Genomic DNA, 26,138 nt, shown 5'->3' with positions numbered 1-26,138 from the left:
TAAAACCCGTGTCTAGGCGGTTTCTGGCGCCTTTTCCAGTTGCCGCTTCATTCTTTTCGTCTGGGCACGCATCAAAGCTTCGGACACAGGATCCGGCAGAACACGGTTCAATCCGACCATGAACTTATTCCACGCCCCCGTGACACGCACCGGTATATTGTTCATCACGGCCTCATATCCCGATTTCGCGACCTGATCCGCGGTTTGCATCCAGAACGAGGGCAGGCTCGACACCATGGAACGCGCACCGTTGACATCATGGAATTCGGAGAGCGTGAAGCCCGGACACAGGGCGGTGACATGAATATTGTCGGCTTCATGCTCCAGACGCAGGCTTTGTGACCAACGCACCAGCAAGGATTTGATGCCCGGATACAGCGAACCGGAGAAGCGTGTATGGGCCGGCGAGATCGGTAACAGCGCCGAGACGGATGAAACATTGATGATCCGGCCGAATTTGCGATCGACCATGCCCGGAAGAACCAGATGACCCAGCTTTAGATAGTTGTGTAGCATCAGTTCGAGGAAGCCATATTGCTCGTCCCAGCTTCGTTCGAGAAACCCGCCATTCATGCCCGCGCCCGCATTATTGACCAGGGCATCAATCTGGCGACCGGCCACCTCACAGGCCTCGACGATCGCATGTGGTGCGTCGGGTTGGGACAAGTCAGACACAATGACAACCGCTTCGACCCCGTAACGGTCCTCGATCTCGTGACCGATCTGCTCGAGCTTCTCGCGGCGTCGCGCCACCAGGCCGACATCCCAGCCTTCCGCGGCGAACTCCCGCGCCAAAGACAGGCCAATTCCCGACGAAGCTCCGGTGATCAAAGCGAATTTCCGCATAATATGCCTCGTCCCGTTTGTATTTGATGGCCTTTGACCACAGTCTGGAACAGACGGTTCGTGCTTGTCCAGCGCCCGCGCGAACGTTCGTGTAATCGCTCATGCAGCGCGGCAGGCTTGCCAGTCCCGGAGCGGAGGGGTAGCGATGCGATCTTCAATCAGGAAAGGATGATCAAATGACAGCGAAATCGAGCGTCAAAAAAGTGGTTCTGGCCTATTCCGGTGGTCTGGACACCTCGGTCATCCTGAAATGGTTGCAAGATGCCTATGATGCAGAGGTCGTGACGTTCACCGCCGATCTTGGCCAGGGGGAAGAACTCGAGCCCGCGCGTGAAAAGGCGGAAGCCGCCGGTGTCTCCGAAATCTTCATCGAGGATGTGCGCGAAGAATTCGTCCGCGATTATGTCTATCCGATGGTGCGCGCCAATGCGGTTTATGAAGGCCTGTATCTGCTCGGCACCTCCATCGCCCGTCCCTTGATCGCCAAACGACTCGTTGAAATCGCCCGAGCCACCGGCGCCGATGCCGTCGCCCATGGCGCGACCGGCAAGGGTAATGACCAGGTCCGCTTTGAGCTGGGTGTATACGCGCTCGATCCGAGCCTGAAAGTGATCGCTCCCTGGCGCGAATGGGATCTGAACTCCCGGACCAAACTGATCGAATATGCGGAGTCCCAAGGCATTGCCGTGCCCACCGACAAGCGCGGCGAGGCGCCGTTCTCCGTAGACGCCAATCTCTGGCACACCTCGTCTGAGGGCAAGGCCCTGGAGGATCCGGCGGTGGATGCACCGGAATTTGTCTATCAACGTACAGACAACCCGGAAACAGCACCGGACCAGCCCGAACTCGTGACCATCGCCTTTGAGCGTGGCGATGCCGTTTCCATCAATGGTGAAAGCCTGAGCCCCGCCACTTTGCTCACCCGTCTGAACGCCTTGGGCAAAAAGCATGGCATTGGCCGTCTGGATTTGGTGGAAAACCGTTTTGTCGGCATGAAATCACGCGGAATCTACGAAACGCCGGGTGGCGAGATCCTGATGCTGGCTCACCGCGGCATCGAACAGATCACGCTGGATCGGGGAGCCGCTCATCTCAAGGATGAGCTGATGCCGCGATACGCCAAACTCATCTATGAAGGCTTCTGGTTCTCTCCCGAACGCGAAATGCTGCAGGCTGCGATCGATGCATCGCAGACGGATGTATCCGGAGAGGTCACGCTGAAACTCTTCAAAGGCTCGGCCAAAGTCGTCGGTCGTCAGTCCGAAGCCTCACTCTACTCTCTCGATCATGTGACCTTCGAAGAGGATGAGGTCTATGACCAGACCGATGCGGAAGGCTTTATCCGCCTGAACGCCTTGCGCCTTCAGCTCCTGGCACAGCGCCGTCAACGTCTTGGCCGCAATGACTAATACCACGAGCCGGGTTCGCGCTTACGCAAATTGATAAAGTATGTAGAGACTGCGTCTTTACACCGGCGATACGACTGCTAATCATGCGCGCTTTCTGGGGAGATGCGGGTCACCAAGCGTGTAACGACGTGTGAGCTGTATCGTGAGGCGAGGTAGGAAGGGTATCGGATGGTGTGGAACTCCATCACGGCAACGGGTTTTTTGAACCTGTTCTATGTCGCGATGGCGCTCGTGGCCATTTATGCCATGTTCTCGCGTTACCAGTTCCTCAAGGCATCCCGTCTGTGTCTGGATGTCGGCCTGATGACAGGCGGACTGAGCATCTGGGCCCTGTTCTCGATCGTCGACATCCTGCTGATTCTGGACTGGGTCCCCGGCCTTTCCGGTACAAATCGCACATCAGTGCGCGAATTCCTGCATCTTGAAGTCGTCTGGTACTCCGATCTTGTCGCCAGCGCTCTGCTGGCTGTCGGTTTCCTGCGGATGATTTATCGCCTGAGCACCCAGCTCTCGGTTCTGCAGGAGCAGGCCGATGACGCCCAGGAGCAAAAACAGGTGCAGGCCACGGCCCATCTGGAAATGCGGGAACAGGCACAGCTGCACCAGGCCCAAAACCGTGCCAAGACCGAATTCCTGTTCAGCCTCAATCATGAATTGCGCACGCCGCTCAATGGTATTCTCGGCTTGACCGGACTGTTGTCCAATACCGATCTTGAGCCCGACCAGCGCAAACTCCTGACCACGCTCGACCAGTCAGCCAAGTCTCTGCTGGGCCGGATCAATGATGTTCTTGAGCTTGCCCGTCTGGAAAGCGGCCGCGTGGAACCCAAGGCTGTCAGCTTCTCCCCCGCTGATCTGATGCGGGCTGTTGAAGCTCTCTACGCCCCCCTCGTTACGGATAAGGGCCTTGTGCTCAAAACCGTTGAAGGTCACCAGGCCGCTCGCAATGTGCTGGGCGACCCGACACTCATCAAACAGATCCTCAGCCAGCTTGTCTCCAACGCGGTAAAAAACACCGACCTCGGTGAGGTCGCCATCCGGACGGATATCAGCTCCACCGGGCATGATGATTTGTGGCTCTCCTTCACGATCAGCGATACCGGTCGTGGTCTTGACCCGGATCTGATCGAAGAGATCCAGAGTCAGAACAGCGAGGATTCAGACCGTCTCTACGAAGCCGGTGTGGGGCTTTTGATTTCGCGCCAGCTGGTTCTTCTCATGAAGGGCGATATTGCGGTTGAAACCGAATTGGATAAGGGAACCCGGATCCGTGCCCGCATTCGGGTGGAACGCGATCCGGATTCCATCAAGCTGGATGATCTGGTCCTGTAAGCTTGACCTGAATACGAAGTTGCACGACTTTTGAAGCTACCCCTTCATTTCAAAGATTGATCCGCTTTTGATCCGCCTGCTTTTTGTCTGTACCGGGAATATTTGTCGCTCTCCGACGGCCGAGGCCGTCGCCCGGAAAATGCTGGCTGACCGGGGGTGGGACGGTCAGGTCGATTCCGCAGCGATCGGCGCATGGCATGTCGGTGAGCCCCCCGACCCACGCTCCGTACAGATCGGGGCTGAACGTGGTTATGACCTGGCCTCCATCCGGGGTCGCCAGATCAAGCCGGCTGACCTGGATCGCTTCAACCATGTTATCGGCTTGGACAGCTATCATCTGCGGGAATTGCAGACGATGGCCCAAGGGCATGAACTGGCTCAGATCTCCCGGCTCCTAGACTGGGCTCCTGAGAGCGGCGAGATCGATGTGCCCGACCCTTATTATGGTGAAACCGAAGATTTCATCCGGGCTCTGGACCTCGTAGAAACCGGAATGGCGGCACTTCTCGATCGGGTTTTCGCCCACACCCGCCCAGTCTGAACGATCTCACCCTCTGAACCGGTCAGATCAGCGGATAGTCCGCAAGACATTCGTAGATATTCGCATCACCCCGTCGCGGCCAGCTGGCATAGAGCGAGAAATGCGTGACCGGAAATCTGTCCGTCTCGAAATCGGCCAGGCGTTTTTGATAGGCGATCAGTTTTTCCAACGGCGTTCCCTGGAGATAAGCGAGCGTGACGTGGGGCGCGAATTTTCGGGTCTCCGGATCCAGCCCGGCCTTGCGAGCGGCCCGTTCCGTCTTTTCCTGCAAGGCCGTCAACCGATCTCCGCCTTGTGCACCCAGCCACAAGGCATGAGGCTGGGTTTTGCCGAACCAGCCCGTTCCTTTGAGCGCGAGGTCGAAGCGTTTGGCCGTTAAATGCGCAAGTTCACCGTCGAGGTCTTCCGCCCGACGTTCATCCATCTCGCCGAAGAAACGCAATGTGAGGTGAAAATTCTCGACCGGACGCCAGCGTGCGCCAGGCACGCCCTTTTGCAGGGTTTTCAGCCGGCGAGCCAGATCTTCCGGAAGGGGAAGGGCAGCAAACAATCGTAGTGTCATAGGCTTGGCGCCTAGCAGGCCAAAGTGACAGCGTCATCTCATTTCACGGTCGCGACGTATGATTTTACTGCGAAGCGGGACTGGAGGCCGCTCTGTCCCGCCTTGCCAAGCGCGCTCGGTCGGACAATATTCGTTGTTGACGAAATCGCCGCTGCACGGGATCCGCCCGCGCAGGGCTTATGGGTGTCTGATGCAACCATCTGGCTTCTTCTTCCAGGATCCAGACTTGCGGATGCCCCGCCCCGTCGATAGTTAGCAGGACAGAAGAGCCAAACCCATGAACGATTTCTCCCGTCCCTTCTCCAGCGCACCCGCCATGGACATGTCCGTGGACGCGGGTCTGCGCGGATACATGCTGGGCATCTACAACACGATGATGATCGGCCTTGTGGTCACGGGCCTGGTGGCCTTTGCGGCAGCCGGCCTGTTCTTCACGACCGATCTCTCACAAGCCGCGACCATCGAGGGCGGTATTGCCATGATCAACAGCAGCTACGCGCTGACAGATCTGGGCCTGATGATCTTCGGATCGCCCCTCCAGTGGGTCATCATGCTGGCCCCGCTCGGCATGGTCATGCTAATTTCCTTCGGCGCCAACAAGCTCAGCCGCGGTGCCACGCTGATCGCCTTCTATACCTTTGCGGTTCTGATGGGCGTGTCCCTGTCGTCCATTTTCGCGGTCTATACCGGCGGTTCCATCGCCCAGACCTTCTTTGTGACAGCCGCCGCCTTCGCCGGTCTCAGCCTGTTTGGCTATACGACAAAGCGCGACCTGAAAGGTTTTGGCAGCTTCCTAATTATGGGCCTGTTTGGCATCATCATCGCCTCCATCGTGAACATCTTCCTGCAATCCTCCGCCATGGAGTTTGCGATCTCGGTGCTCGGTGTGCTGATCTTCGCGGGTCTGACCGCCTACGACACCCAGCGCCTGAAGCTGAGCTATTACGAGTATGGCGGCACGCCGGAAATTGCGGGCAAGATGCAGATCCACGGTGCCCTGTCGCTGTACCTGAACTTCATCAACATGTTCCTCTTCCTGCTGCGTCTGTTCGGTAGCCGCGAATAGGATCCTGACGGATAGAAAACATGAAACCCCGGTTGCCCAAGCAGCCGGGGTTTTTTGTTGAGGCAAACTGGCCTGTTCATGCGCGAACGTGAAACTACTCGCCAACCAGATGGAAGCGCTTTTTCTCGAATACACGCAGAACCTGTTTGAGATCAGCGCCGCGTTTGAGGATTTGTCCGCCGAGCGCTACGACCCGGTACTGACCTTGGCGCAAGCGATCCGCAGGCACTTTCTCCACAGTGTAGAGAGGCATTTCGCTGGCCCGCCGGAAAATGGAAAACAAGGCACGGTCGCCCATGCCATCAATGGCATAATCGCGCCAGTCACCGCGAGCGACCATATGTCCGTAGACCCTGAGAATCGTGTCCAGCTCGCGCCGGTCCCACATGACTGAACTGGCAGGTCTTTTCCCGTTCGGATACACTATATTCACACGCCTTCTCCTGTAGGACGAATCCTAGCAGATAGCTTACAAAGATTTCACCCCCTGCCTTGCTCTCGCCGCATTTCCGGCACTTTCACGCCCCGAACCAGCGGCACCGTTCCTGTGTCGGCCAGCTGATCAGTCTCCGGGATCCCGGTTTTAGACAGCCCCCCCAGCCCCCCGGATCCATGGAGCCAGTCTGGCCGACACCCTCCATTTCCTTGCCTGTCTGCCAAATTTCGCGCTTTGCACACAGACGCGTCTTCCAGGGCTGGTCAAACCTGCTCCCACACGCTAACGCTAGGACATTCCTGACGGATTTCTCAGCCCATGCTTGTAGCAGATCGCCTGATCAAGGATTTCGGACACCATCGCGCAGTGGGCGGTGTCAGCTTCAGCCTGAACACGGGCGAGGTCCTGGGTTTTCTTGGTCCTAATGGCGCGGGCAAATCCACCACGATGCGAATGCTGGCCGGGTGTCTGGAACCCGATGGCGGACGCGCTCTGATCGCAGGCCATGATTGCCAGCTCGACCGTCTCAAGGCTCAGGCCCGTCTGGGATATCTGCCTGAAGGCGCTCCGGCCTATCCGGCGATGACACCACGCAGTTTCGTGGAGTTCGGGCTGCGCGCGCGGGGGTTTTCCGGACCGGAGCTGGCGCACGCTCGAGATCTGGCCTTGGAACGCGCCCGACTGGGCGACAAGGCCCGCCAACCCATCGGGACACTGTCCAAGGGCTATAAACGACGCGCGGCCCTCGCTGCAGCGATCTCTCATGATCCCGACGTGCTGATCCTGGACGAACCCACCGATGGTCTTGATCCCAATCAGAAAGACAGCGTGCGCGCCCTGATCCAGGAACTGGCCCGTGACAAGGCCATCATCATCTCCACGCATATTCTCGAAGAAGTGCCCGCCGTGTGCACCCGGAGCATTCTCATCGCCCAGGGTCGGATTCTGTTCGATGGCACGCCCCATGACCTGGCCCGGCAATCAGAGGGCGGCACAGTAGAAACTGCCTTCCGTCACATGACCTCGAACCCCGGCCAGTTTACACGCGCTTCGGCAACAGGTGAGGGGGTCTCATGACTGCCCTCTCGGCTGTCTACCGCCGTGAGATCGCGGCCTACTTCCAGACCCCGCTGGCCTATGTGTTTTTGGCGGTGTTTGCCTTCTGTGCGCCCGCCTTTGCCTTTCATATCGGCCGTTTCTTTGACACCGGGCGTGCTGATCTTGGACCCCTGTTCGACTATCTGCCTTGGCTTCTGGTCATTTTGATGCCGGCTCTGGCGATGAGGGCCTGGGCCGAAGAGCGTGATCGCGGGACACTGGAGTTTCTCATGGCGCTGCCGGTTCCGATCTGGGCCGCTGCCTCCGGCAAGTTTCTCGCCGCCTGGACGATTGCCGCGATCGCCCTCATCTTGACCTTCCCCTTGTGGATCGCCGTCAATTATCTCGGCTCCCCGGATAACCTGGCGATCGCCACCGCCTATCTTGGCGCCCTTCTTCTTGCTGGCGCCTATCTGGCGCTCGGTCAGGCCGTATCCGCGACCACATCCAACCAGGTCGTTGCATTTGTTCTGGGCACCGCTGTGTGTTTCCTGTTCTCCATGGCCGGTCTGCCCTTCGTCTTGTCCGCGCTCGGAGAAAACAGTCCAGCCTGGCTGGTGGAATCCATCGCCCGCCTGAGCGCCATGGAACGGTATGACGCTCTGCGTTTTGGCGTGATCGGACTGGCCGATCTGATTTATTTCGCCTCGCTGATCGCCACCGCCCTGGCGCTGGCAGGATTGATCATATCTGAGCGACGCGGAGGAGGCCGATGAATAAACGCCTCTATCTTCCCGTGATGATCGGCCTGTTGATGCTAGGCTTTTTCAGTCTCAACCTGGTCTCCGCCCTGGTTTTCTCCAGCTGGCGTCTGGATCTGACCGAACATCAGCTGTATCGCCTCTCACCGGGTTCACGCGCCGTCATCTCGCGGATCGAGGAACCAGTTCACTGGACCTTCTATTACTCACGGACCCAGGCCGCCGATTTCCCGGCCATCCGAGCCTATGCCAGTCGTGTCCGCGAGTTCCTGGCCGGCTATGAAGCCGAGGCGGGAGGTCAGATCCAGCTTGTCGAGATTGATCCTGCCCCGTTTTCGCCAGACGAGGATGCCGCGCTGAACGCCGGTCTGGTACCCATGCCGACGCCGGATGGCGGTCGGATCTTTTTTGGACTGGTTGCTGCCAATGCAGTGGATCAACAGTCCCTGATCCCGCTGTTTAGCGAGACCACAGAATACCGACTGGAATACGATCTGACACGACTGATCAGCGATATTGAACGCGCCGAACAGGCCCGGCTGGCGGTGGTGACTACCTTGCCGATCACGCCCGAGGACGGCGCACCCAATCGCTTTGTCGCGGAGCTGGCGGCCAATTACGAGATTGACTTCCTCGGACGCGACTTTTCCGAGATCGGTGCGGCGGATGCGCTACTTCTCATCCACCCGCCCCAGCTCAGCGAGGAACAGCTTTACCTGATCGACCAGTTTGTGCTGGAGCGTGGTCGAGTACTCGCCTTTCTCGATCCCATGTCGCATATCGCGCTGAAGGCGGGACCCGATGGCCTGCCCCCGATCGACACGCGGCGCGATAGTCATCTTGGCCCTCTACTGGCTCATTGGGGGCTGGGCTGGGATGCCAATACGGTCGCGATGGATCGCTCTTTAGCACTCACTGTCGGTGTCGTGGGAGAGGATGGCCGGACACGCAATCTTCCCTATCCGCTCTGGTTCTCGGTCGGTCCCTCCGAAATGCCGTCCGGTGATCTGGCCACGACCGGTCTGGAACGGGGCGTCAATTTCGGCTCCCCGGGAGCCCTGACCCTGATTGAAGGCTCACCCCTGACCCTGACGCCGCTGGTACAAACCACCGAGGATGGCACACTGACCGAAGCGGATATCGCGGCATCGGCGCCCTCCCCGGAAGACCTGCAGCGTGAATACACACCTTCCGGCGATCCCATCTTGTTGGCCGGACGTCTGACCGGACGTCTGTCGACAGCCTTCCCTGGAGGCCCTCCCGCTGGAGAGGGTCTGTTCAACCCAGATGAACATCTCAGTGAGACGGAACGACCCGTCGACCTTGTGGTCATTGGCGATACGGACTGGCTGGATGACATCTATTACCTGCGTACAGATCCCACAGTGGGCGAGACGCAGCTGGCGGATAATCTTGTTTTTGCCCTCAACCTGATCGACATGGCCGCCGGAGATCCCGATCTGATTGCCCTGAGATCCCGCGTACCCTCGATCCGGCCCATGCGACGCGTCGAAGTTTTGCGGGACGCGGCGGAACAGGCCTATCTGACACGCCAATCCGAGTTGGAAGATCAAATTGCGGAGGCCGAGGACCGGCTGGCGCGCCTGCAGGCCTCTGGCCAGAGCACGGGTCTGAGCGCCTCCATCAGCCTAGCTGAACGCGATGACGCCCTGGCTCAGCGCCGCCTGATCGCCGAAGGCCAGGCCGAATTGCGTGACATCGAACGGAGTTTCCGCTCCGACATTGATGCGTTGGAACAGGGGCTTCAATTCTGGACCATCGGGCTGCCGCCCGCCCTGGTCATCCTCGTGGGCATTGCCGGTTCGCTGGTCCGGCGCCGGAGGTCCGCATCATGAAGACCCTGGATCCTCGACGTCGACAGCAATTGATCTGGCTTGCCGTGCCAGTGATTGTTCTGACCGTGCTGGCCCTGAGCGTTCAGGCCCGGCATCTGTCCCAGCAATGGTCGCCCGAGATTTCCGGTGCAGTCCTCCCTAGCTGGGACGTAATTGTCGCCGACATCGATCGCATTCACATCCGCACAGGTGATGGAAGTTTCACCCTGGAGCGTCGGGACACGGGCTGGGTCATGCCCGAGCGTGACGACTATCCCATCCGCCAGGAACGTCTGGCCGAGCTGGATGCCTATTTGCGCAGCCTCGCCTTCGATCGCGCCCTAACTGCACGAAGAGATCGTCTTGCCCGCCTGGGATTGGCCGAACTGGGCGAGGACAATAGCGGTCTATTGATCCGTTTCGAACAGGCAGATGGCGCGGTCCTCGACAGCTGGATGTTGGGACGCGAGCTGGGAAACCGGCTCTATCTCAGACGTCCCGATACTCCCCAGGCCTATGCGGCCACTCCGACGCAGGACGGGATGAGCCAGCCTGCGATTGCCCAGGCCGGTGACTGGCTGGAACTGGATTTTCTGGAACTGGGCCGAACCCGTATCGCCCGCACCGAGATCTATCCGGAGACCGGGCCACCCTATGTTCTCGAACGCGCATCACGCACCAGCCGGAATTTCTCGCTCCGTGAACCTCGCGGCTGGTCTCCCATTACGGCCGGAGCACCGGACGGTCCCGGTTCAGCCCTCGGCCGGATCCGGTTCCGCGATGTCCGCTCCGCCGAGCGCATGCGTGGTGCCGTCGTGGGTCGACATATCAGCGAGACCTTCGACGGCCTGCGTGTTGACATGACCCTCATCGCACAGGGCGAGACACGCTGGGCCTTGCTGCGAGCCGAGGCCTTGAGCGATGATGCACGGGCCCAGGCTGATGAACTCAATGCCACCCTGTCCGGCTGGGCCTATCTTGTCAGCGATTTCAGCCTGGACCGCCTGCTCCGCCCGCTCGCGGATTTTGCTGATCCGACCACCCCGACGGAGATCCCGGATGAAACTCAACCAGATAACAATTCCGGTCAGTGATATGGCCCGCTCGCGGGCCTTCTATGTCGCGCTTGGCTTTCATCGCATCGTTGACGAAACACACTATTGCCGGTTTCTCGCCCCCGAGGGCGACACAACACTCTCACTGTCCCTGACGGATCAACCCATCACCCCCGGCGCCGTCCTGTATCTGGAAACGCAGGACGTGGATGCCGAAGTTGAGCGACTGGTTTCTGCTGGATTGACGCTGCTCGACCCCCCCACGGATCAACGCTGGCTGTGGCGCGAGGCCCTGTTTGCCGATCCGGATGGTCATAAGATCAAGATTTTCAATGGCGGTACGGCCCGCCTCGATCCACCCTGGAAAGTGACAGACTGACATGACCACACGACACCGCCTCCCCTTCTGGACCTTCCTCGTCATCCTGTCACCCATTCTCCTGGCGATCTCCTATGGGTTGTTCGGCCCGTTTGATGATCAGGAGCGCTGGTCACTGGTCTACGCTCATGATGAGGCTGGCCAGGAGATAGACGGATCCAAGGCGGATCTGATTGCAGCCGTACGAGCTGGCAAACCGATCCGGGTCTACTGGGCGGGGGGTCGTGTCGAGCACACGGCGGATGCGGTATTTCTGACGGTATTCGGGGATGAGGTCTTTGCCCAGCTTCCGCGCATTCGGCCGCAACGCCCCTCTCGCACAACCACTCCGCCTGAGATTGAACTGGGCGCTGAGGATCAGGAGTGGACAGCCATTCTGTCAACCACGGGCGGTTTTGCAGTCCGCTGGTATGTCGAAGACTAGCTTTCGCCCGTCGGCTCGCGGTGGGCAAAACCGTAGATCGGCCCGCCATTGGCGCCCTGAATGATCACCGCCATGCCATATCGACGATAGGACTCACCGGAAAACTGCGCCTCACCACCGGCCCAGTGACCCAGGTAAGTGACACTTTTGACCATGTTGTAATGGAGCATGTCGAGGCCGGCATTCTCTCCGGCACCGACTTCGACCTGGGCCCAGCCGGGCGCGTAAGCCACCAGCCAGACATCCAGCGCATCGGCGGAAACGTCGCCATTGATCCGGATATCATACATGCCGGGTTGACCCGTCTCGATGGCGATGGACGGCGTTTGCGGCATGGCCTGCAGGCGTTCATCGACAATCTGGCTGACCTGATCCTGATTCCAGCCCGGAGCGTCGACCACACCATCGACGATGAAATGCGGCGTGTAAGGACGCGGTGCACCCAGATTAGGCAGATAATTGCGCTGACGCTGGACATATTCCGGACGCGCATACGTATCGGTCCAGCCATACATGTCCCAGTAATTCACGCCCCAGGCGAGCACAAAAACATCTTCGTCCTGGTCCAGCTCGCCCAGAAACACATTCGCCTCGGGGCACAGACCGCAGCCTTGTGAGGTAAACAGCTCCACAAGGACCGGGCGGTCCTGCGAGGCAGGCGTGGATGCGGGGGCGATTGTCTGGGCCGCGGCTGAAACAGCGGACAGGCCCAAGACAAGACCAGACAATATGGTGACGTAAAAATGGTGCATACTGTCTTGCTAGACGCTCCCGCCTCTATGCGCCAATCAAATGCGCGTGACGAGGCGGGAGCAATCCAGGTTTCGTGCTTAACCGCGAGCGAGATTGCGCAGCACGTAGTGCAGAATGCCGCCATTGCGGAAGTATTCCAGCTCGTTCTCGGTATCGATCCGGGCCTTCACCGGTGCCGACTTAGTCGAGCCGTCCGGGAAAGTGATCTCAACGGTCATGGAGCCGCGCGGTTCCAGTTCGGACACACCGGTGATGGTGACGGTCTCATCACCCTTCATGCCGAGCCCGTCCCAGGAATGACCGTCCTCGAATTGCAGAGGCAACACGCCCATGCCGATGAGGTTAGACCGGTGAATACGCTCAAAGCTCTCTGCGATCACGGCTTTCACACCCAGAAGGCGTGTGCCCTTGGCGGCCCAGTCACGCGAAGAGCCGGTACCGTATTCCTTGCCACCGAACACGACCAGAGGCGTGCCTTCAGACTGGTAATCCATGCACGCATCATAGATATCGACCTGCTGGCCGTCCTTGAGCGTGTAGCCACCTTCGACGCCATCCAGCATCTTGTTCTTGATGCGGATATTGGCAAACGTGCCGCGCATCATCACTTCGTGATTGCCGCGGCGCGATCCGTAAGAGTTGAATTCGAGAACCGGAACCTGGCGCTCCTGCAGATAACGACCGGCCGGGCTGTCGGCCTTGATCGAACCCGCCGGAGAGATGTGGTCGGTGGTGATTGAGTCACCAAACAGACCCATGATCTTGGCGTTCACGACATCACCCGGTGCTTCCGGATCCATCGTCATGCCTTCGAAATAAGGCGGGTTCTGAACATAGGTGGAGGTGTGATCCCAGGCATAGGTCAAACCGCCAGAGACCTCGATGGACCCCCAGGCTTCATCACCTTTGAACACATCCGCATAACGCGTCGCGAACATGTCCGGCGTAATGGCCGTGCGAACGGCTTCAGCCACTTCAGCAGACGTCGGCCAGATGTCCTTCAGGTAGACATCATTGCCGTCCTGATCCTGACCCAGCGGCTCAGTGGTGATGTCCTTGGTCATCGTACCGGCGATGGCATAGGCCACCACGAGCGGCGGCGAGGCCAGGTAGTTTGCCCTCACATCCGGCGAGATCCGGCCTTCAAAGTTACGGTTCCCGGACAGGACAGATGTCGCAACGAGATCGTGCTCGTTGATCGTCTTGGAGATGGCCGGCGGCAGCGGACCGGAGTTACCGATACAGGTGGTGCAGCCATAACCCACAAGGTTGAAACCGAGCGCGTCGAGATCATCCTGAAGACCGGCTTTTTCCAGATAGTCCGTCACAACCTGCGACCCGGGGGCGAGCGATGTCTTGACCCAAGGCTTGCGTGTCAAACCCTTCTCGCGCGCATTGCGAGCGACCAGGCCGGCACCGAGCAGAACGGACGGGTTGGATGTGTTCGTGCATGAGGTGATCGCCGCAATCGCCACATCACCATTGGTGAACGCATAATCCTCGCCTTCGACCGGCGCGGATTTGCCCATTTCATCACCCTTGCCGTATTCATCGGCCATGGTTTTGGCAAAACCCTCGGCCGCCTTGGACAGCTCGATCCAGTCTTGCGGACGTTTGGGACCGGAGACAGCCGGAACGATGGTCGACATGTCGAGGTGCAACGTGTCGGTGAAGACTGGGTCCGCCTCGTAGTCCGGGCGGAACATGCCCTGGGCTTTCGAATAGGCTTCCACCAGGGCGACACGCTTGTCATCACGGCCCGTGGCCTTGAGGAAGGCCAGCGTTTCGTTATCAACCGGGAAGAAGCCGCAGGTGGCTCCGTATTCCGGTGCCATATTGGCGATCGTGGCTTCGTCTTCCAGCGACAGATTGTCCAGACCGGTGCCGTAGAATTCGACAAACTTGCCGACCACGCCGCGTGCGCGCAGCATCTCGACGATTTTCAGCACGAGGTCTGTCGCGGTTGCGCCTTCAGGCATTTTGCCCGTCAGTTCGAAACCGATGACTTCCGGAATCAGCATGGAGACCGGTTGGCCTAGCATGGCCGCTTCCGCCTCGATACCGCCGACACCCCAGCCCAGAACAGCCATGCCGTTGATCATGGTGGTGTGGCTGTCAGTACCCACGCAGGTGTCCGGATAGGCCACGGTTTCGCCATTCTCATCCTTGGTCCAGACCGTCTGGGCCAGATTTTCCAGGTTCACCTGGTGGATGATGCCGGTTCCCGGCGGAACAACACGGAAATTGTCAAACGCCTTGGCGCCCCATTTCAGGAATTTGTAACGCTCGCCATTGCGCTCGTATTCACGCTCGACATTGCGTTTGAAACTGTCAGCTCCGCCAAAGTTATCGACCATCACCGAGTGATCGATAACCAGATCGACGGGAACTTGCGGGTTGATCCGCTCAGGGTCGGCGCCCAGCTTTCCAGCGGCATCACGCATCGCGGCCAGGTCGACAACGGCCGGTACACCTGTGAAGTCCTGCATGACCACGCGGGCCGGTCGGTAGGCGATCTCGTGAGTGGAGCTCTTGGTGGTGAGCCATTGTGCCATGGCTTCGATATCGGCCTTGGTGACGGTCTTGCCGTCTTCAAAGCGCAGAAGGTTTTCCAGGAGCACTTTCAGCGAGGCCGGCAGGCGGGAGACGCCCGTCAGACCATTCGCTTCGGCCACTTTCAGATCATAATAGGTGTAGGTCTCACCTGCAGCGGTGAGGGTCCGTTTACAGGAAAAACTGTCGAGAGAAGCCATATCGTCCTCGTTTTCTCTAACCACGACCCATCACCCCCAGAACATTTGAGGTGGGGTCTTCCTTATGATTGAGCGGCGCTTCCACCCGGGGCGGGTGACGCGCATCCGTCGGCATCGGCGGATCCGGTCGTGACACGGTTGGCCGCGTTGTAACGCCACATGGCCAAAGCTGCAACGCAATGCACTGTGCGTTGACGCCACAGCCCGGATTGGGCGAGATGAAATCCATGAATGAACGTGATTTTTCTCCGGTCTCCCTGAGCGCCGAGGGTCTGACCCTCTCGCGTGGTCCCCATGTCCTGGTCCGCGAGCTGGCCCTGAAGGCGAAACCCGGCGATGCGATCCAGCTCACCGGGCGCAATGGCGCGGGAAAGACCACGCTTCTGCGCGCCCTGGCGGGTTTTGTCCAACCTGACGCGGGACATGTTCATCTCTCCAGCAACGCACAACAGGCCCGTCCGGAGGATGTTCTGGCCTGGCTGGGCCATGCTGACGGTATCAAGCCCGGAGAAACCCCGAGACAGGCCCTGGCCTTCTGGGCGAGGGTTTACGGGGTCGACCCCAACCGTTTGCGGCCCGCTCTTGACCATCTGGGCATGTATGCCCTGATTGATCGCGCCGCCGCCCGCATGTCCCGGGGGCAGCAAAGACGCTGTGGTCTTGCCCGCATCTGGATGAGTGAACGCCCGATCTGGCTTCTGGACGAACCCGTGGGACCGCTCGATCAAAGTGGTCGCGACAGGCTGGCGTGGCTGGTGTCTGAACACCGGGCCCGCGGCGGAATTGTGATCACCGCAACCCACCAGGTTCTCGACTGGCCCAACGCCCAGCGTATTGATCTGAACGCGCTAGATGGCGCCAAGCCGGTCAGCATTGTCGATGGAGTGGACGGATGAGAGACCTCGTCGCCATTGCAACGCGTGAGGCCCGATTAGCATGGGCCGGAGGGGGCGGGGCCGCGGGTCCGGCTGCCTTTTTCCTCTCGGCTCTGACCCTCGCCCCGCTGGCCATGGGTGCCGATCCGCAATTCCTCAGCCAGGCAGGCCCGGGGATCATGGCCTTTCTCGCTCTTCTGTCGGTCCTGCAGTCTGCAGAGCGCCTGCACGGCGAAGACCTCTCTGATGGTACACTCGATCTCTACGCCCTGGCGCCGTCCGGGCTTGTGGCTATCAGCCTCGCCAAAACCCTCGGACACGGCTTCGCCACGCTCTGGCCCCTGCCATTTATCGGCATTCTGGGCGGTATCATGTTCGGCGTGCCCGTCATGGCGGCACTTCTGCTGGGTCTGGGGCTGCTCGCAGCCCTGCCCGGCCTGGTGATGATTGCTGGTTTTACCGGTGCGCTGGGTGCCGGTATCAAACGCGCCGGTTTCCTGATCGCCCTCATCGCCGCACCCTTGATGGTGCCCATTCTGGTCTTTGCCGCAGGGACGGGACGGGCTGCTCTGGATAATAATCCGGATCAGGCCTTCGCGACCGTCATGGTGACCGCGGCCCTGTCTCTAGGATCACTGGCGCTGTTCCCGTTTGCAATGGCTGCGGCCCTGCGGGCCCGGATCAGCTGATCATTCCGCCGCGTATTCGATACAGCGGGCCTTTTCGTCACCAGCGGGAATGAGCTGTTCGAGCAAGCCACACGAAAATTCGCCAGCGTCCGACCGGAAATACCGGCAAGTTTGACATACACCAAAAGGCCTGCCGTTTCGACGTTTGAGACTCTGGTCCAGAAGACGGGCCAGACCGGTTTGCAAAGCGACCTGATCAGTTTCGGACAACCTGTCCAGTGCCTCTCCCAGAGTGTTCAACGGATCGCGTGAGACCAGGGCCTCACCCGCCGGCGTCAGACTGAGGTTCTGCTTGCGACCATCGAAGGGATCCGCCAACCGGGTCATCACACCCTTGCGCTCCAGGGCCAAGAGCGTCTGAGACACCGTGCCCTTGGTCAGGCCGAGATAGGCCCCGACCCCGCCCGGGGTTCGAGAGACACGATTGGCGACTCGCAGATACCCCAGAACCTCCCACTGTACGGGCTTGAGGCCCAGCGCATGGCGCTCATTGACCACAATGCGGGACAGGCGATCGAGCAAATTAAGGGTATCAGACATCCAGCCTCTCTTTCGTATCGAGTAAATACCATCTTGCCAGATCGGGCTCCATACCCTAAATGCAAGATCGTTTCGACTCGACACCTTAGAGGATTACATGACCCTGTCTCACCTTATCCCCACTCTTTTGTTCTCGACTGTGTTCACGGCGACGGCGCTGGCCCACCCGGTTCGCTCACCCGCAGATGACACGCTCACACCTGCCTTCGATATTCTCGACGCTCACGCCACGACGGATGGCCGCCTTGTGACTTTCATGATGGAGCTCAATGGCATGGCGGGAAGTGTAAAACCGGAGGCCGTGGGCCAGCTCACCGGTTCCCAGGTTGATGCCTACGTGTGGCCGACCTCTCTGGACCCTGCCACGGTTGGTTTCGATGCCGGAAGCGGACGTCTCGCGCTGGCGATCACAGCCCATCCCGATTTCGATGACACGCCGCTGTTTGATGAAAACAATGATGGGGATCCGGCCAATGACGGTGCCGACTGGCACTCCCACTGGGTTGTTCTGGTTCCTGAGGACGCGTGTGGCGCCGGACTGAAGGTGCGAGACGTCTCGCCCGGTCAGGATCTCCTGCCAGCCACGGCTCCGGGTCTGCCGATCGCCCTCGACAGCCCTGGCATGAGTCCGGTTCTGCAAGGTCGCACCGCGCGTATCACCGTACCGGTTTCCGAGGCCGAACATCAGTCGTTCGACGCTGTAACGGCGCGGCTGGAAGTTCACCCGGATGGGGCTCAGCCCCTGCTCTGTGTCACGGGCGTCTATGATATTGGGTCAGGTGATCTGTCCTTGCCTGGCGTGATCATGGGTGAAACCGAATGATCCGGTCTGTGTTTCTGGGCCTGTGCATTGCACTGCCCTGAGGAACCGTTCTCGGCGCCCCCCTTTTGGGGGGCGATACCGCGTTCGGTCACAGGATCACTGCACCCGTCATCAATACTTCGGCAGAGACAATCGGCCACGTCACAGTCTGGCAGGGACGTGATGCGTTGTATCTGGACATCACTGTGGCCGGCCTGAGTGCGGGAGCGCACGGTATGCATTTTCACGAAATCGGCCGCTGTGATGCTAATGCGGAATTTGTCAGTGCCGGGGGCCATGTTGATGCGTCAGGTCGACATCATGGCGTGTTACACCCTCACGGCCCCCATGACGGTGACTTGCCCAATCTGATCATACCCTCCAGCGGAGCCGTCAGGGTCAATCTGGTCCATCATCGCGTGCGGCTGGATTCCGGCCCGTCCGGACTCCGTGATGCAGACGGCAGCGCGCTGATCATCCACGTCAGACGCGATGATGGTCAAACACCGCCGACGGGCGGGTCAGGACCACGCGCCGCCTGTGCCGTTATCCACCCAGACGTTCAGGAGTTGACTCCATGAACCCCACACCCCGAACCGCGCCCGAAATAATGGCCGATGATTGGGTCAACACAGATCAGGATCTCGCGCTGGCTGACTTCCGCGGTCGGGTCGTCATCCTGGAAGCCTTCCAGATGTTGTGTCCGGGCTGTGTCAGCCATGGATTGCCCCAGGCTAAACGTATTCAAGAGAATTTTGATCCCCGGGCTGTCGCCGTCATCGGCCTCCACTCTGTGTTCGAACATCATGACGCCATGCAGCCTCCTGCACTCAAAGCCTTCCTGCAGGAATACCGGATCACTTTCCCGGTCGCTGTCGATGCGACCCGGGGCACGCGAAACCTGCCCAAGACCATGGACGCCTATGGCATGCAGGGCACACCGACATTGGTGATCATAGACCAGGACGGACAGCGGCGTGCCCAGCATTTCGGTCATGTCCACGACCTGGTACTGGGGGCACAGATCGGGGCCCTGCTCGGTGCGCCATCGTCTCGCAGTATGACACCGTCATCCTCTCCAGACACGTCGTGTGATGACACAGGGTGCCAACATCCCCTCACATCCTGAAGTCGCAGCATGGGTCGGCTCTTGAACTCCAGCTTTTCGATATTATCTATCTAGCAGTAGATAGTTTATGCTTGTCTTATCGAACCGATGCGGGAGACCGAGATGCAGATCCATGCCGATTTTTCCAAGCGTGTTGTTATCCGTCCCGATGACCACACCTGGGTTCACTCGCCTGCAAACGGGGTGGACCGGATGATGCTGGACCGAATTGGAGACGAAGTCGCCCGGGCAACAACGCTCGTCCGGTTCGCCCCGGGCTCCTATTTCGACGCGCATGATCACGAACTGGGCGAAGAATTCATCGTTCTGGACGGCGTCTTTTCCGACGAGACCGGGGACTATCCGGCCGGGACCTATGTGCGAAACCCTCCCGGCAGTCGGCATCGTCCCCACACCGACCCCGGTGCCCTAATCTTTGTGAAACTCCGCCAGTTCGACCCGATGGACCGGGTTCACAAAGTCATAGACACGCGTCAAACGGCCTTTCAGCCGGGTCTGGTTGAGGGTCTCTCCGTCCTGCCCCTGCACACCGCTGGCACCGAGAATGTCGCCCTGGTCAAATGGGAGCCGGGCACGCAATTCAATCCGCACAGACACTGGGGCGGCGAGGAGATTTATGTTCTTGAAGGCATGTTTCAGGACGAGTTTGGCGATTATCCCGCAGGGACATGGATCCGGAGCCCGCACGGATCCCAGCACACACCCTTCTCCGATGAAGGATGTCTGATCTATGTGAAGACAGGGCATCTGCCGGGCTGACCGAGAGGCTCAGCCCCAGCGAGAGGACAGCGACTTCCATCACGCGCCAATCGTCCATCATGGCGCGCCAAGGCCCGCACTGCGACAGCACGACGCTTGCTGGACGGGCGTGCCCGGTCTAAATCACGGGCATGCTGTCCTATCTTGCCAATCCCCAGCGGTTTGACGGGTTTGCCCGTCGCGCCATACCGATTTTCGCGGTCCTGGCCACGCTCTGCCTGGCCGTGGGCGTGTACATGTCGCTCTTCATCTCGCCGCCCGATTATCAACAGGGCGACACAATCCGCCTCATGTATATCCATGTCCCCGCGGCCTATATGTCGATGGCATTCTATGCGGCCCTCGCTGTGTGCAGTTTTGTCTATTTCGTCTGGCGCCATGCCTTGGCCGATGCTGCTGCGGAAATCATCGCGCCGGCCGGAGCTCTCTTCACCCTTCTTGCCCTGGCAACCGGGTCGCTCTGGGGCAAGCCCATGTGGGGCACCTGGTGGGAATGGGACGCCCGCATGACCTCGGTCCTGGTGATGTTGCTCGTCTATCTGGGCTATATGGCCTTGCGTGCCGCGATGGAGACACCGCAACACGCTGCGCGCCTTGGAGCCATTCTGGCCATGGCCGGATCCGTCAATCTGGTCATTGTGAAGTTCTCGGTCGACTGGTGGTCCAGCCTGCACCAACCCGCAAGCCTGATCCGGTTAGATGGCCCGACCATTCATGGAAGTCAGCTCGGTCCGCTCATTTTGATGATCTTCGGTTATACTTTTCTGGGAGGCTGGTGGGTCATGTATCGCCTGCGCAGCCAGGCACTGGATCGCCGGATCAAGACCCTTCTCAATCAGAGAGAGGCGAAAGGCGCCTTATGAGCGAATTTTTCTCCATGGGCGGGTATGCCGCCTATATCTGGCCGGCCTGGGGATTGTCCTTGCTTGCGCTTGCCGGACTGATCGTGTTTGCATTCGCCGAACGCCGGTCCAAACAGGCCCGTCTTGCCGAGCTTGAAGCCGATATGGCACACGAGGGCACGGCCAACGACGAACACTGATCCCGACCGGTGCACGTGGGGCAAAGCTATCGGGCACGGGACATGCGGTTTTTCTTTCAAGCGACAGCCATTCTTCTGCTGGCTGCACTGGCTGGCTCAATCGCGTTTTTCACGCTGACCAGCCCCCGCCCGCAACCGGGCACACCCTTGCCCGTTCTCAACCTGTCTCCGCTTGACGGTTACCCAGGTTTCCAAGCAAGCGCCACCGGTGAGCCCTATCTCATCAATATCTGGGGAAGCTGGTGTGCGCCCTGTCGCTTTGAACACGCCACCTTGATGGCTCTCAAGGCTGAAGGCATCACGATCTACGGGATCAACTGGCGCGACGAGACACGCGACGCCCACGCCTTTCTTGAAGAATTGGGCAATCCCTATGACGGCATTCTGGCCGACCCGGACGGCCAGGCCGTGCGTTTGCTGGAGATCACCGGAGCACCCGAAACGCTGATCATCAATCACCGCGGTGAAATTGTTGGTCGTTGGGGCGGTCCGATCACGGTCGACGCCCTGCGTCAGGAAATCTACCCGTCCCTGGAACAGGCCTGGCAACGCACACCCTCGCGCTGAGACAGACCCTGCTCAGGCCGCCTGACGCTCCTTCTTTTTTCGACGCGTCTTTTCCTTGGCCTTGAGCTTGGCTTTGGCCTTTTCCTTAGCCTTTGCCTTCTTCTTTTTCTTTTTCTCTTTTTCTTTCTCGCGAGCGAGCCGTTCCGCTGCTTCACCTTCTTCGAGCACCTCGGCAATCCGCCGCAAGGTTTTCAGAAAACTTGTGCGCTTGTTCTTGGGTATCGCCGAGAGAATATCGGAATCCGCGTCCTGTGCGCCCTGTGTAATCTTGTCGAGCACGGTGCGCCCATGGGCCGTCAGGTGAATGGCGTTGGCGCGGGCATCGTCGGGAAGTTTTTCCTTGGCAAGAAACCCGTTGCGCTGCATGCGCGAGACCAGTTCAGCCAGTGTCGAGCGATCAATACCGGTCGCTTTGACCAGCTCGGTCTGGGTCAGTCCCTCCCGCGAGCCCGTGGCATGAAGCACGGCAAACTGACGCTGGGTGAGTTTCTCACCCTCCATTGCCTTCATGAATCGCTCGGATGCAAACTGCTGCGCACGATGCAGCAAATGCCCGGGCGATTGGGACAGGTCAAATTCGGTCGTCTCTGGCTCTTCACCCGCCATCGATCCGCTCCTGCAAGAGGACTACAGAGTCTTACGGGCTGACTATAACGAGACTGTGACAAATGTCAGGACACGGAATTATTCCTTGTCCACAACCTTGTCCGTTTTGGCCTCATCATCGTCGTCCTTGTCTAGGTCCATATAGGGGCGGACCAAGGGGAAATTCGCAACCATGAAAGCCATGGCCGCAAAGATCAGCACCAGTTTCGAATTCGACCAGATGTCTTCCGTGATGCTGAATTCGGCAAACCAGCGGGCGGATTCGGGCACCACCGTATCGGTGATATGGCGCCACAGAAGCTCATTGAGAAAGGCCAGGAACTGGAACCAAAGCGCCCAGCGAATGGCAAGCGTAGTCCAGATCTCGTCCGGCAGAGTGAACATCGACCCAAACGCGAATTTCCAGACATTGAAGCGAAACGCCAATCCCAGAAGAATAATGACCGAATAGAAGAAATTGATCACGGTGGGCTTGATGTAGATGAAGATCGGATCCTGCAGAATAATGCCGATCGACCCAAACCCCACGACCACGGCCGCCGAAAAGGCCAGCATGGGCGGGATGCGTTTCTGTTCGCGAACAGCGATGAACAGCGCAATGACCGCCGCAACCATAAAGGCCCCCGTGGCCCAGTAGATCGCATCATCCTTGGCGATACGTCGCCCTACATTGTAGACGAGGATCCAAATCGCAATCGGTCCCACATCCACCCAGAGATTGCTGGAGGGGGCGTTTTTGCGCTCGGTCGGCTGGGCTTCGCTCATGATGGGAATTCCTCGTTACACACCGGGACTGACCTGCATGAATACGAGGCCCGCGGCAAGACAGATTGCTAGCAGGATGCGTCTTCGACCAAAAGGCTCTTTCAGGACCCAGGCCGCCAAACCCGCACCAAACACGACAGATGTTTCCCGAAGTGCCGCCATTGGCCCCACGGGCGCGAGAGAAAATGCATAGATCGCCAGACTATAGGTGCCCATGCCAAACAGAGCAGCGATGATGGCGGGTCGAAGGGCAGCTCGCGCCAAAGTCGGCAAGCGGCGCCCTCGGCGCACCAATGCGGTGAGACCCACCGGCAGAGCAATCATCCAGTAGAGCCAGGCCAGATAGACAAGTGGGTTTTCTGCGGCCCGTGCGCCCGCCGCATCATTGACCGAATACAGAGCCGTCATACTGGCCGCCAAAAGGGCAAAACCAAGAGGCTTGGCAGCGGGCAAGCCCCCCTTTGCCGACCAGCCGAACCCGATCACAGCAGCGACGGCGATCGCCAGACCCGCGGTCTGGCCCCAGGACAGAACCTCCCCAAGGAACAAAAGCGCAAACCCCGCCGCCATAGCCGGTGCCGCTCCGCGCATCACCGGATAGACAAGTCCCATATCTGCCTGGTTAAACGCGGAAATCATGGCCATCTGAAAGGCCCAGTGGAGACCGGCTGCGACGAGCAAGAATCGCCAGACCTCCCACCCGGGGATGTCATGGGTCAGCAAGACCGGCAAAAGCGCAATCCCGCCGACAAGCATCATGACGGCTCGAAAGACGAGCGTGTCCTCCGAGGCCTTGGTGTAAAGACCCATGAAGGCATGGCAGAGTGCCGAGCCCAGCATCGCGAGGCTCGCCACCGTGACCGGGTCCATTCCGGTAATCAGTAGGGCGTGTCCTCTAGGCCCGCGAGCGCACGCGCGAACCCTCGCGCAGAGAAGGGCTGGAGATCCGATTCACCCTCCCCGACGCCAATATAATGGATCGGTAACTGGAATTTTTCTGCGACCTGGACCAGCGCCCCGCCCTTGGCCGTACCGTCCAGCTTGGTCATCACCAGGCCCGTGACCTGAGCCGCCTCAAGGAAGGCCTCAGCCTGGGACACGGCGTTGGACCCCACAGTTCCATCCAGCACCAGAAGGACATCATGCGGAGCGTCGGGGCGTTTCTTGCCAATCACCCGCATCACCTTGCGCAATTCATCCATCAGCTCGGCCTTGTTCTGCAATCGACCGGCGGTATCGATCAGCACAACATCACGCGCGTCTGTTTCCGCCTGCTCGAGAGCGTCAAAGGCCAGGCCCGCCGCATCCGATCCGATCTCTCGCTTGACCACGGGGGCATTTGCGCGCTCGGCCCAGACCGAGACCTGTTCGATCGCGGCCGCGCGGAACGTGTCTCCCGCGACCAGAAGGGGGGTGCGGCCCTCGCGCCCCAGCTTGACCGCAATCTTGCCCAAGGTCGTTGTCTTGCCGGATCCATTGACCCCCACAAACACAATAACCCGAGCACCATCATCCACGGCGTCCAGGCTCAGCGGACTTTCAAGCGGTTGGAGAATCTCCGCGACCGTATCCGCCAGAGCTTCGCGCACCTCCTCATCGGTGACTTCCTTGTCAAATCGGTCCTGGGCGAGCTTTGCCGTCACCTTCATGGCTGCGGACGCCCCCAGATCGGCAGCGATCAAAAGGTCTTCCAGCTCATCGAGCGCCTCTTGATCCAGCTTGCGCTTGGTGAATATGGCGCTGACACTTTCGCCAATCTTCGACGAGGATCGTTTCAGGCCCGCGGCCAGACGTGAGAAGAAGCCGGGTTTTTTCTCGCTCATGAAACAAGCTGTCCTTGCAATTCCTGCCCGTCATGACCGGAGACATCCAGATTGACAAGAGCCCCGGCCCGCGGCGGTGCAGCGGAATCAAAACGGATGGGGGCGAAATTCGCCGCGCGGGCAAAGCCGGGTTTTTCCACCAAGGCAGCCTCTACCCGACCGATCATGCCATCAAGATGACGCGCCAAGGCATCGGCGGATGCCGATCGCAAACGGGCTGCGCGCGCCTTGATCAAAGCGCGGTCGAGCTGGGGCATGCGCGCCGCCGGTGTCCCTGGCCGGGGCGAAAAGGGGAAGACATGCACATAAGCCAGTGCACACGCTTCGATGAGGGCCAGCGAATTGGCGAACATCTCCTCGGTCTCGGTTGGAAATCCAGCGATAAGATCCGCGCCAAACGCAATCTCGGGGCGGGCGGCCTTCAAACGTGCACACAAGGCGATGGCCTCTTCACGAGAGTGCCGCCGCTTCATGCGCTTGAGGATCATATTATCACCCGCCTGAAGCGAGAGGTGGAGATAGGGCGCCACGCGCACTTCGCCCAATACCGCATCAAACAGAGCTTCATCGATCTCAACCGCATCGATTGACGACAGGCGCAGACGCGGCAGGTCCGGAACTTCCTTCAAAATGGCTTGGACCAGGCGCCCCAATTGCGGCTGACCGGGCAGATCGGACCCCCATGAGGTGAGATCAACACCGGTCAGAACAACCTCGCTATGACCGGTTCCAACCAGGGTCTTGATCGCTTCCACCACCTCACCCGCTGCCACGGAACGTGAATTACCCCGGCCATAGGGGATAATGCAGAATGTGCAGCGGTGATCACAGCCGTTCTGAACCTGGACATAGGCCCGGGCACGGCCCCCCAACCCTTCCACGAGATGGCCGGCGGTTTCGGTGACACTCATGATGTCATTGACCCGCACCTTCTCGGTGCCGCCCAGCAAGGTGGCGGGCTGGAAGGTCTCCGCCTTCATCTTCTCGTCATTACCGATCACCCGATCTACTTCGGGCATCTGGGCAAACATGTCGGGATCAACTTGGGCCGCACATCCTGTAACAATGATCTTGGCATCGGGATTATCGCGGCGCGCTTTGCGGATGGACTGGCGCGCCTGGCGCACGGCCTCATTGGTCACCGCACAGGTATTGACCAGAATGGCATCCGTCAGCCCGGCATCGCGCGCATGATTGTGCATGACCTCGCTCTCCCAGGCATTGAGCCGGCAGCCGAATGTCATGATTTTCAGGGCCTCATCGGGCTTTTCATCCCGTTGGGGCGGGCGATCGGCACCAGAGGCCGCAGGATTGTCTTCGGGCGTGTCCATGAAGTGTCGATAAGTGGTGG

30 protein-coding genes are annotated in these 26,138 nt (G+C 59.5%); 19 read left to right on the top strand and 11 right to left on the bottom strand.

All coding sequences use genetic code 11. The annotated features are described in order from the left end of the window. Window positions 1–12 precede the first annotated feature (12 nt). Window positions 13–846 (bottom strand): SDR family NAD(P)-dependent oxidoreductase, encoded by an 834-nt coding sequence (locus RMQ97_RS01275; protein ID WP_413659013.1) that lies wholly within the window; start codon window positions 844–846, stop codon window positions 13–15. Window positions 847–1,022: 176 nt separating this feature from the next. On the opposite strand from RMQ97_RS01275, the gene RMQ97_RS01270 reads away from it, so the two are divergent. The 3 genes from RMQ97_RS01270 to RMQ97_RS01260 all read left to right on the top strand — a co-directional run bounded on the left by RMQ97_RS01270 (window position 1,023) and on the right by RMQ97_RS01260 (window position 4,128). Then, a complete protein-coding gene (locus RMQ97_RS01270; RefSeq protein WP_413659012.1) occupies window positions 1,023–2,255 on the top strand; it encodes an argininosuccinate synthase in 1,233 nt (410 codons plus the stop codon). Window positions 2,256–2,423: 168 nt separating this feature from the next. Then, window positions 2,424–3,587, top strand: a complete 1,164-nt coding sequence (locus RMQ97_RS01265) for a sensor histidine kinase (protein WP_413659011.1) — start codon at window positions 2,424–2,426, stop codon at window positions 3,585–3,587. 67 nt (window positions 3,588–3,654) lie between these two features. Continuing rightward, entirely contained in the window at window positions 3,655–4,128 is a 474-nt protein-coding gene (locus RMQ97_RS01260) for a low molecular weight protein-tyrosine-phosphatase (RefSeq protein WP_413659010.1), read from the top strand. Between the two features lie 22 nt (window positions 4,129–4,150). Here RMQ97_RS01260 and thpR read toward each other — a convergent pair whose 3' ends face one another. Further along, window positions 4,151–4,690, bottom strand: coding sequence for an RNA 2',3'-cyclic phosphodiesterase (gene thpR / locus RMQ97_RS01255; protein ID WP_413659009.1), 540 nt, complete (start codon window positions 4,688–4,690; stop codon window positions 4,151–4,153). A gap of 277 nt (window positions 4,691–4,967) precedes the next feature. Between thpR and RMQ97_RS01250 the strand changes: the two genes are divergently transcribed. Then, window positions 4,968–5,756 (top strand): Bax inhibitor-1/YccA family protein, encoded by a 789-nt coding sequence (locus RMQ97_RS01250; RefSeq protein WP_413659008.1) that lies wholly within the window; start codon window positions 4,968–4,970, stop codon window positions 5,754–5,756. 94 nt (window positions 5,757–5,850) lie between these two features. On the opposite strand, the gene RMQ97_RS01245 is transcribed toward RMQ97_RS01250, so the two are convergent. After that, window positions 5,851–6,144 (bottom strand): DUF2794 domain-containing protein, encoded by a 294-nt coding sequence (locus RMQ97_RS01245; protein ID WP_413659007.1) that lies wholly within the window; start codon window positions 6,142–6,144, stop codon window positions 5,851–5,853. A 366-nt stretch (window positions 6,145–6,510) separates the two neighbouring features. On the opposite strand from RMQ97_RS01245, the gene RMQ97_RS01240 reads away from it, so the two are divergent. The 6 genes from RMQ97_RS01240 to RMQ97_RS01215 are packed head-to-tail and all read left to right on the top strand — an operon-like array spanning window position 6,511 to window position 11,684. Further along, window positions 6,511–7,269 carry an ABC transporter ATP-binding protein gene (locus RMQ97_RS01240; RefSeq protein ID WP_413659006.1) on the top strand — a complete coding sequence of 253 codons (759 nt, stop codon included), beginning with the start codon at window positions 6,511–6,513 and terminating at the stop codon, window positions 7,267–7,269. Next, the gene (locus RMQ97_RS01235; protein WP_413659005.1) at window positions 7,266–8,006 is read left to right on the top strand and encodes an ABC transporter permease; all 741 of its coding nucleotides are present in this window, start codon (window positions 7,266–7,268) and stop codon (window positions 8,004–8,006) included. Before RMQ97_RS01240 ends, RMQ97_RS01235 begins: the two co-directional genes overlap by 4 nt. Continuing rightward, a complete protein-coding gene (locus RMQ97_RS01230) occupies window positions 8,003–9,847 on the top strand; it encodes a Gldg family protein (RefSeq protein WP_413659004.1) in 1,845 nt (614 codons plus the stop codon). Before RMQ97_RS01235 ends, RMQ97_RS01230 begins: the two co-directional genes overlap by 4 nt. Beyond that, entirely contained in the window at window positions 9,844–10,920 is a 1,077-nt protein-coding gene (locus RMQ97_RS01225) for a DUF4340 domain-containing protein (protein WP_413659003.1), read from the top strand. The genes RMQ97_RS01230 and RMQ97_RS01225 overlap by 4 nt, the downstream gene beginning before the upstream one ends. Further along, a complete protein-coding gene (locus RMQ97_RS01220; protein WP_413659002.1) occupies window positions 10,886–11,260 on the top strand; it encodes a VOC family protein in 375 nt (124 codons plus the stop codon). Before RMQ97_RS01225 ends, RMQ97_RS01220 begins: the two co-directional genes overlap by 35 nt. Before the next feature lies 1 nt (window position 11,261). After that, window positions 11,262–11,684 (top strand): hypothetical protein, encoded by a 423-nt coding sequence (locus tag RMQ97_RS01215; protein ID WP_413659001.1) that lies wholly within the window; start codon window positions 11,262–11,264, stop codon window positions 11,682–11,684. Here the strand turns inward: RMQ97_RS01215 and RMQ97_RS01210 are convergent. Both RMQ97_RS01210 and acnA read right to left on the bottom strand, forming a co-directional pair. Then, window positions 11,681–12,436, bottom strand: a complete 756-nt coding sequence (locus tag RMQ97_RS01210; RefSeq protein ID WP_413659000.1) for a DUF1223 domain-containing protein — start codon at window positions 12,434–12,436, stop codon at window positions 11,681–11,683. The genes RMQ97_RS01215 and RMQ97_RS01210 overlap by 4 nt on opposite strands. 78 nt (window positions 12,437–12,514) lie before the next feature. Further along, complete coding sequence (acnA, locus tag RMQ97_RS01205) at window positions 12,515–15,190, bottom strand: aconitate hydratase AcnA (RefSeq protein ID WP_413658999.1); 2,676 nt, start codon at window positions 15,188–15,190, stop codon at window positions 12,515–12,517. 227 nt (window positions 15,191–15,417) lie between these two features. Here acnA and ccmA point away from each other — a divergent pair, with 227 nt between their 5' ends. Together ccmA and RMQ97_RS01195 are read left to right on the top strand one after the other, a co-directional pair. Further along, the gene (gene ccmA / locus RMQ97_RS01200) at window positions 15,418–16,086 is read left to right on the top strand and encodes a heme ABC exporter ATP-binding protein CcmA (protein ID WP_413658998.1); all 669 of its coding nucleotides are present in this window, start codon (window positions 15,418–15,420) and stop codon (window positions 16,084–16,086) included. Then, on the top strand, window positions 16,083–16,754 hold the full coding sequence (locus RMQ97_RS01195) for a heme exporter protein CcmB (protein ID WP_413658997.1): 672 nt from the start codon (window positions 16,083–16,085) through the stop codon (window positions 16,752–16,754). Before ccmA ends, RMQ97_RS01195 begins: the two co-directional genes overlap by 4 nt. Here the strand turns inward: RMQ97_RS01195 and RMQ97_RS01190 are convergent, their stop codons facing one another. Further along, window positions 16,755–17,294 carry a MarR family winged helix-turn-helix transcriptional regulator gene (locus RMQ97_RS01190; protein WP_413658996.1) on the bottom strand — a complete coding sequence of 180 codons (540 nt, stop codon included), beginning with the start codon at window positions 17,292–17,294 and terminating at the stop codon, window positions 16,755–16,757. 97 nt (window positions 17,295–17,391) lie between these two features. Between RMQ97_RS01190 and RMQ97_RS01185 the strand changes: the two genes are divergently transcribed. The 7 genes from RMQ97_RS01185 to RMQ97_RS01155 all read left to right on the top strand — a co-directional run bounded on the left by RMQ97_RS01185 (window position 17,392) and on the right by RMQ97_RS01155 (window position 21,593). Further along, on the top strand, window positions 17,392–18,117 hold the full coding sequence (locus RMQ97_RS01185) for a hypothetical protein (protein WP_413658995.1): 726 nt from the start codon (window positions 17,392–17,394) through the stop codon (window positions 18,115–18,117). Window positions 18,118–18,182: 65 nt separating this feature from the next. Continuing rightward, window positions 18,183–18,677: a superoxide dismutase family protein gene (locus tag RMQ97_RS01180; protein ID WP_413658994.1), complete on the top strand. Its 495-nt coding sequence runs from the start codon at window positions 18,183–18,185 to the stop codon at window positions 18,675–18,677. After that, window positions 18,674–19,225 carry a redoxin domain-containing protein gene (locus RMQ97_RS01175; RefSeq protein ID WP_413658993.1) on the top strand — a complete coding sequence of 184 codons (552 nt, stop codon included), beginning with the start codon at window positions 18,674–18,676 and terminating at the stop codon, window positions 19,223–19,225. The genes RMQ97_RS01180 and RMQ97_RS01175 overlap by 4 nt, the downstream gene beginning before the upstream one ends. A 102-nt stretch (window positions 19,226–19,327) precedes the next feature. Continuing rightward, window positions 19,328–19,984, top strand: a complete 657-nt coding sequence (locus RMQ97_RS01170; protein WP_413659569.1) for a cupin domain-containing protein — start codon at window positions 19,328–19,330, stop codon at window positions 19,982–19,984. Between the two features lie 131 nt (window positions 19,985–20,115). Next, on the top strand, window positions 20,116–20,847 hold the full coding sequence (locus RMQ97_RS01165; protein WP_413658992.1) for a heme ABC transporter permease: 732 nt from the start codon (window positions 20,116–20,118) through the stop codon (window positions 20,845–20,847). Next, on the top strand, window positions 20,844–21,026 hold the full coding sequence (gene ccmD, locus RMQ97_RS01160; protein WP_413658991.1) for a heme exporter protein CcmD: 183 nt from the start codon (window positions 20,844–20,846) through the stop codon (window positions 21,024–21,026). Before RMQ97_RS01165 ends, ccmD begins: the two co-directional genes overlap by 4 nt. 42 nt (window positions 21,027–21,068) lie before the next feature. Beyond that, window positions 21,069–21,593 (top strand): redoxin family protein, encoded by a 525-nt coding sequence (locus tag RMQ97_RS01155; RefSeq protein ID WP_413658990.1) that lies wholly within the window; start codon window positions 21,069–21,071, stop codon window positions 21,591–21,593. A gap of 12 nt (window positions 21,594–21,605) precedes the next feature. On the opposite strand, the gene RMQ97_RS01150 is transcribed toward RMQ97_RS01155, so the two are convergent. The 5 genes from RMQ97_RS01150 to mtaB all read right to left on the bottom strand — a co-directional run bounded on the left by RMQ97_RS01150 (window position 21,606) and on the right by mtaB (window position 26,118). Further along, entirely contained in the window at window positions 21,606–22,199 is a 594-nt protein-coding gene (locus RMQ97_RS01150) for a MarR family winged helix-turn-helix transcriptional regulator (protein ID WP_413658989.1), read from the bottom strand. A gap of 78 nt (window positions 22,200–22,277) precedes the next feature. Continuing rightward, window positions 22,278–22,964, bottom strand: coding sequence for an inner membrane-spanning protein YciB (locus RMQ97_RS01145; protein WP_413658988.1), 687 nt, complete (start codon window positions 22,962–22,964; stop codon window positions 22,278–22,280). 15 nt (window positions 22,965–22,979) lie between these two features. Further along, window positions 22,980–23,834, bottom strand: a complete 855-nt coding sequence (locus RMQ97_RS01140; RefSeq protein ID WP_413658987.1) for an EamA family transporter — start codon at window positions 23,832–23,834, stop codon at window positions 22,980–22,982. An 8-nt stretch (window positions 23,835–23,842) separates the two neighbouring features. Then, on the bottom strand, window positions 23,843–24,787 hold the full coding sequence (gene ftsY, locus RMQ97_RS01135) for a signal recognition particle-docking protein FtsY (protein ID WP_413658986.1): 945 nt from the start codon (window positions 24,785–24,787) through the stop codon (window positions 23,843–23,845). Continuing rightward, entirely contained in the window at window positions 24,784–26,118 is a 1,335-nt protein-coding gene (mtaB, locus tag RMQ97_RS01130) for a tRNA (N(6)-L-threonylcarbamoyladenosine(37)-C(2))-methylthiotransferase MtaB (protein ID WP_413659568.1), read from the bottom strand. The genes ftsY and mtaB overlap by 4 nt, the downstream gene beginning before the upstream one ends. Window positions 26,119–26,138: the final 20 nt, after the last annotated feature.

It is taken from the genome of Maricaulis sp. D1M11, from assembly GCF_047308265.1.
In the GTDB taxonomy this organism is placed as follows: domain Bacteria; phylum Pseudomonadota; class Alphaproteobacteria; order Caulobacterales; family Maricaulaceae; genus Maricaulis.
This window is presented reverse-complemented; position numbering and strand designations above follow the sequence as displayed.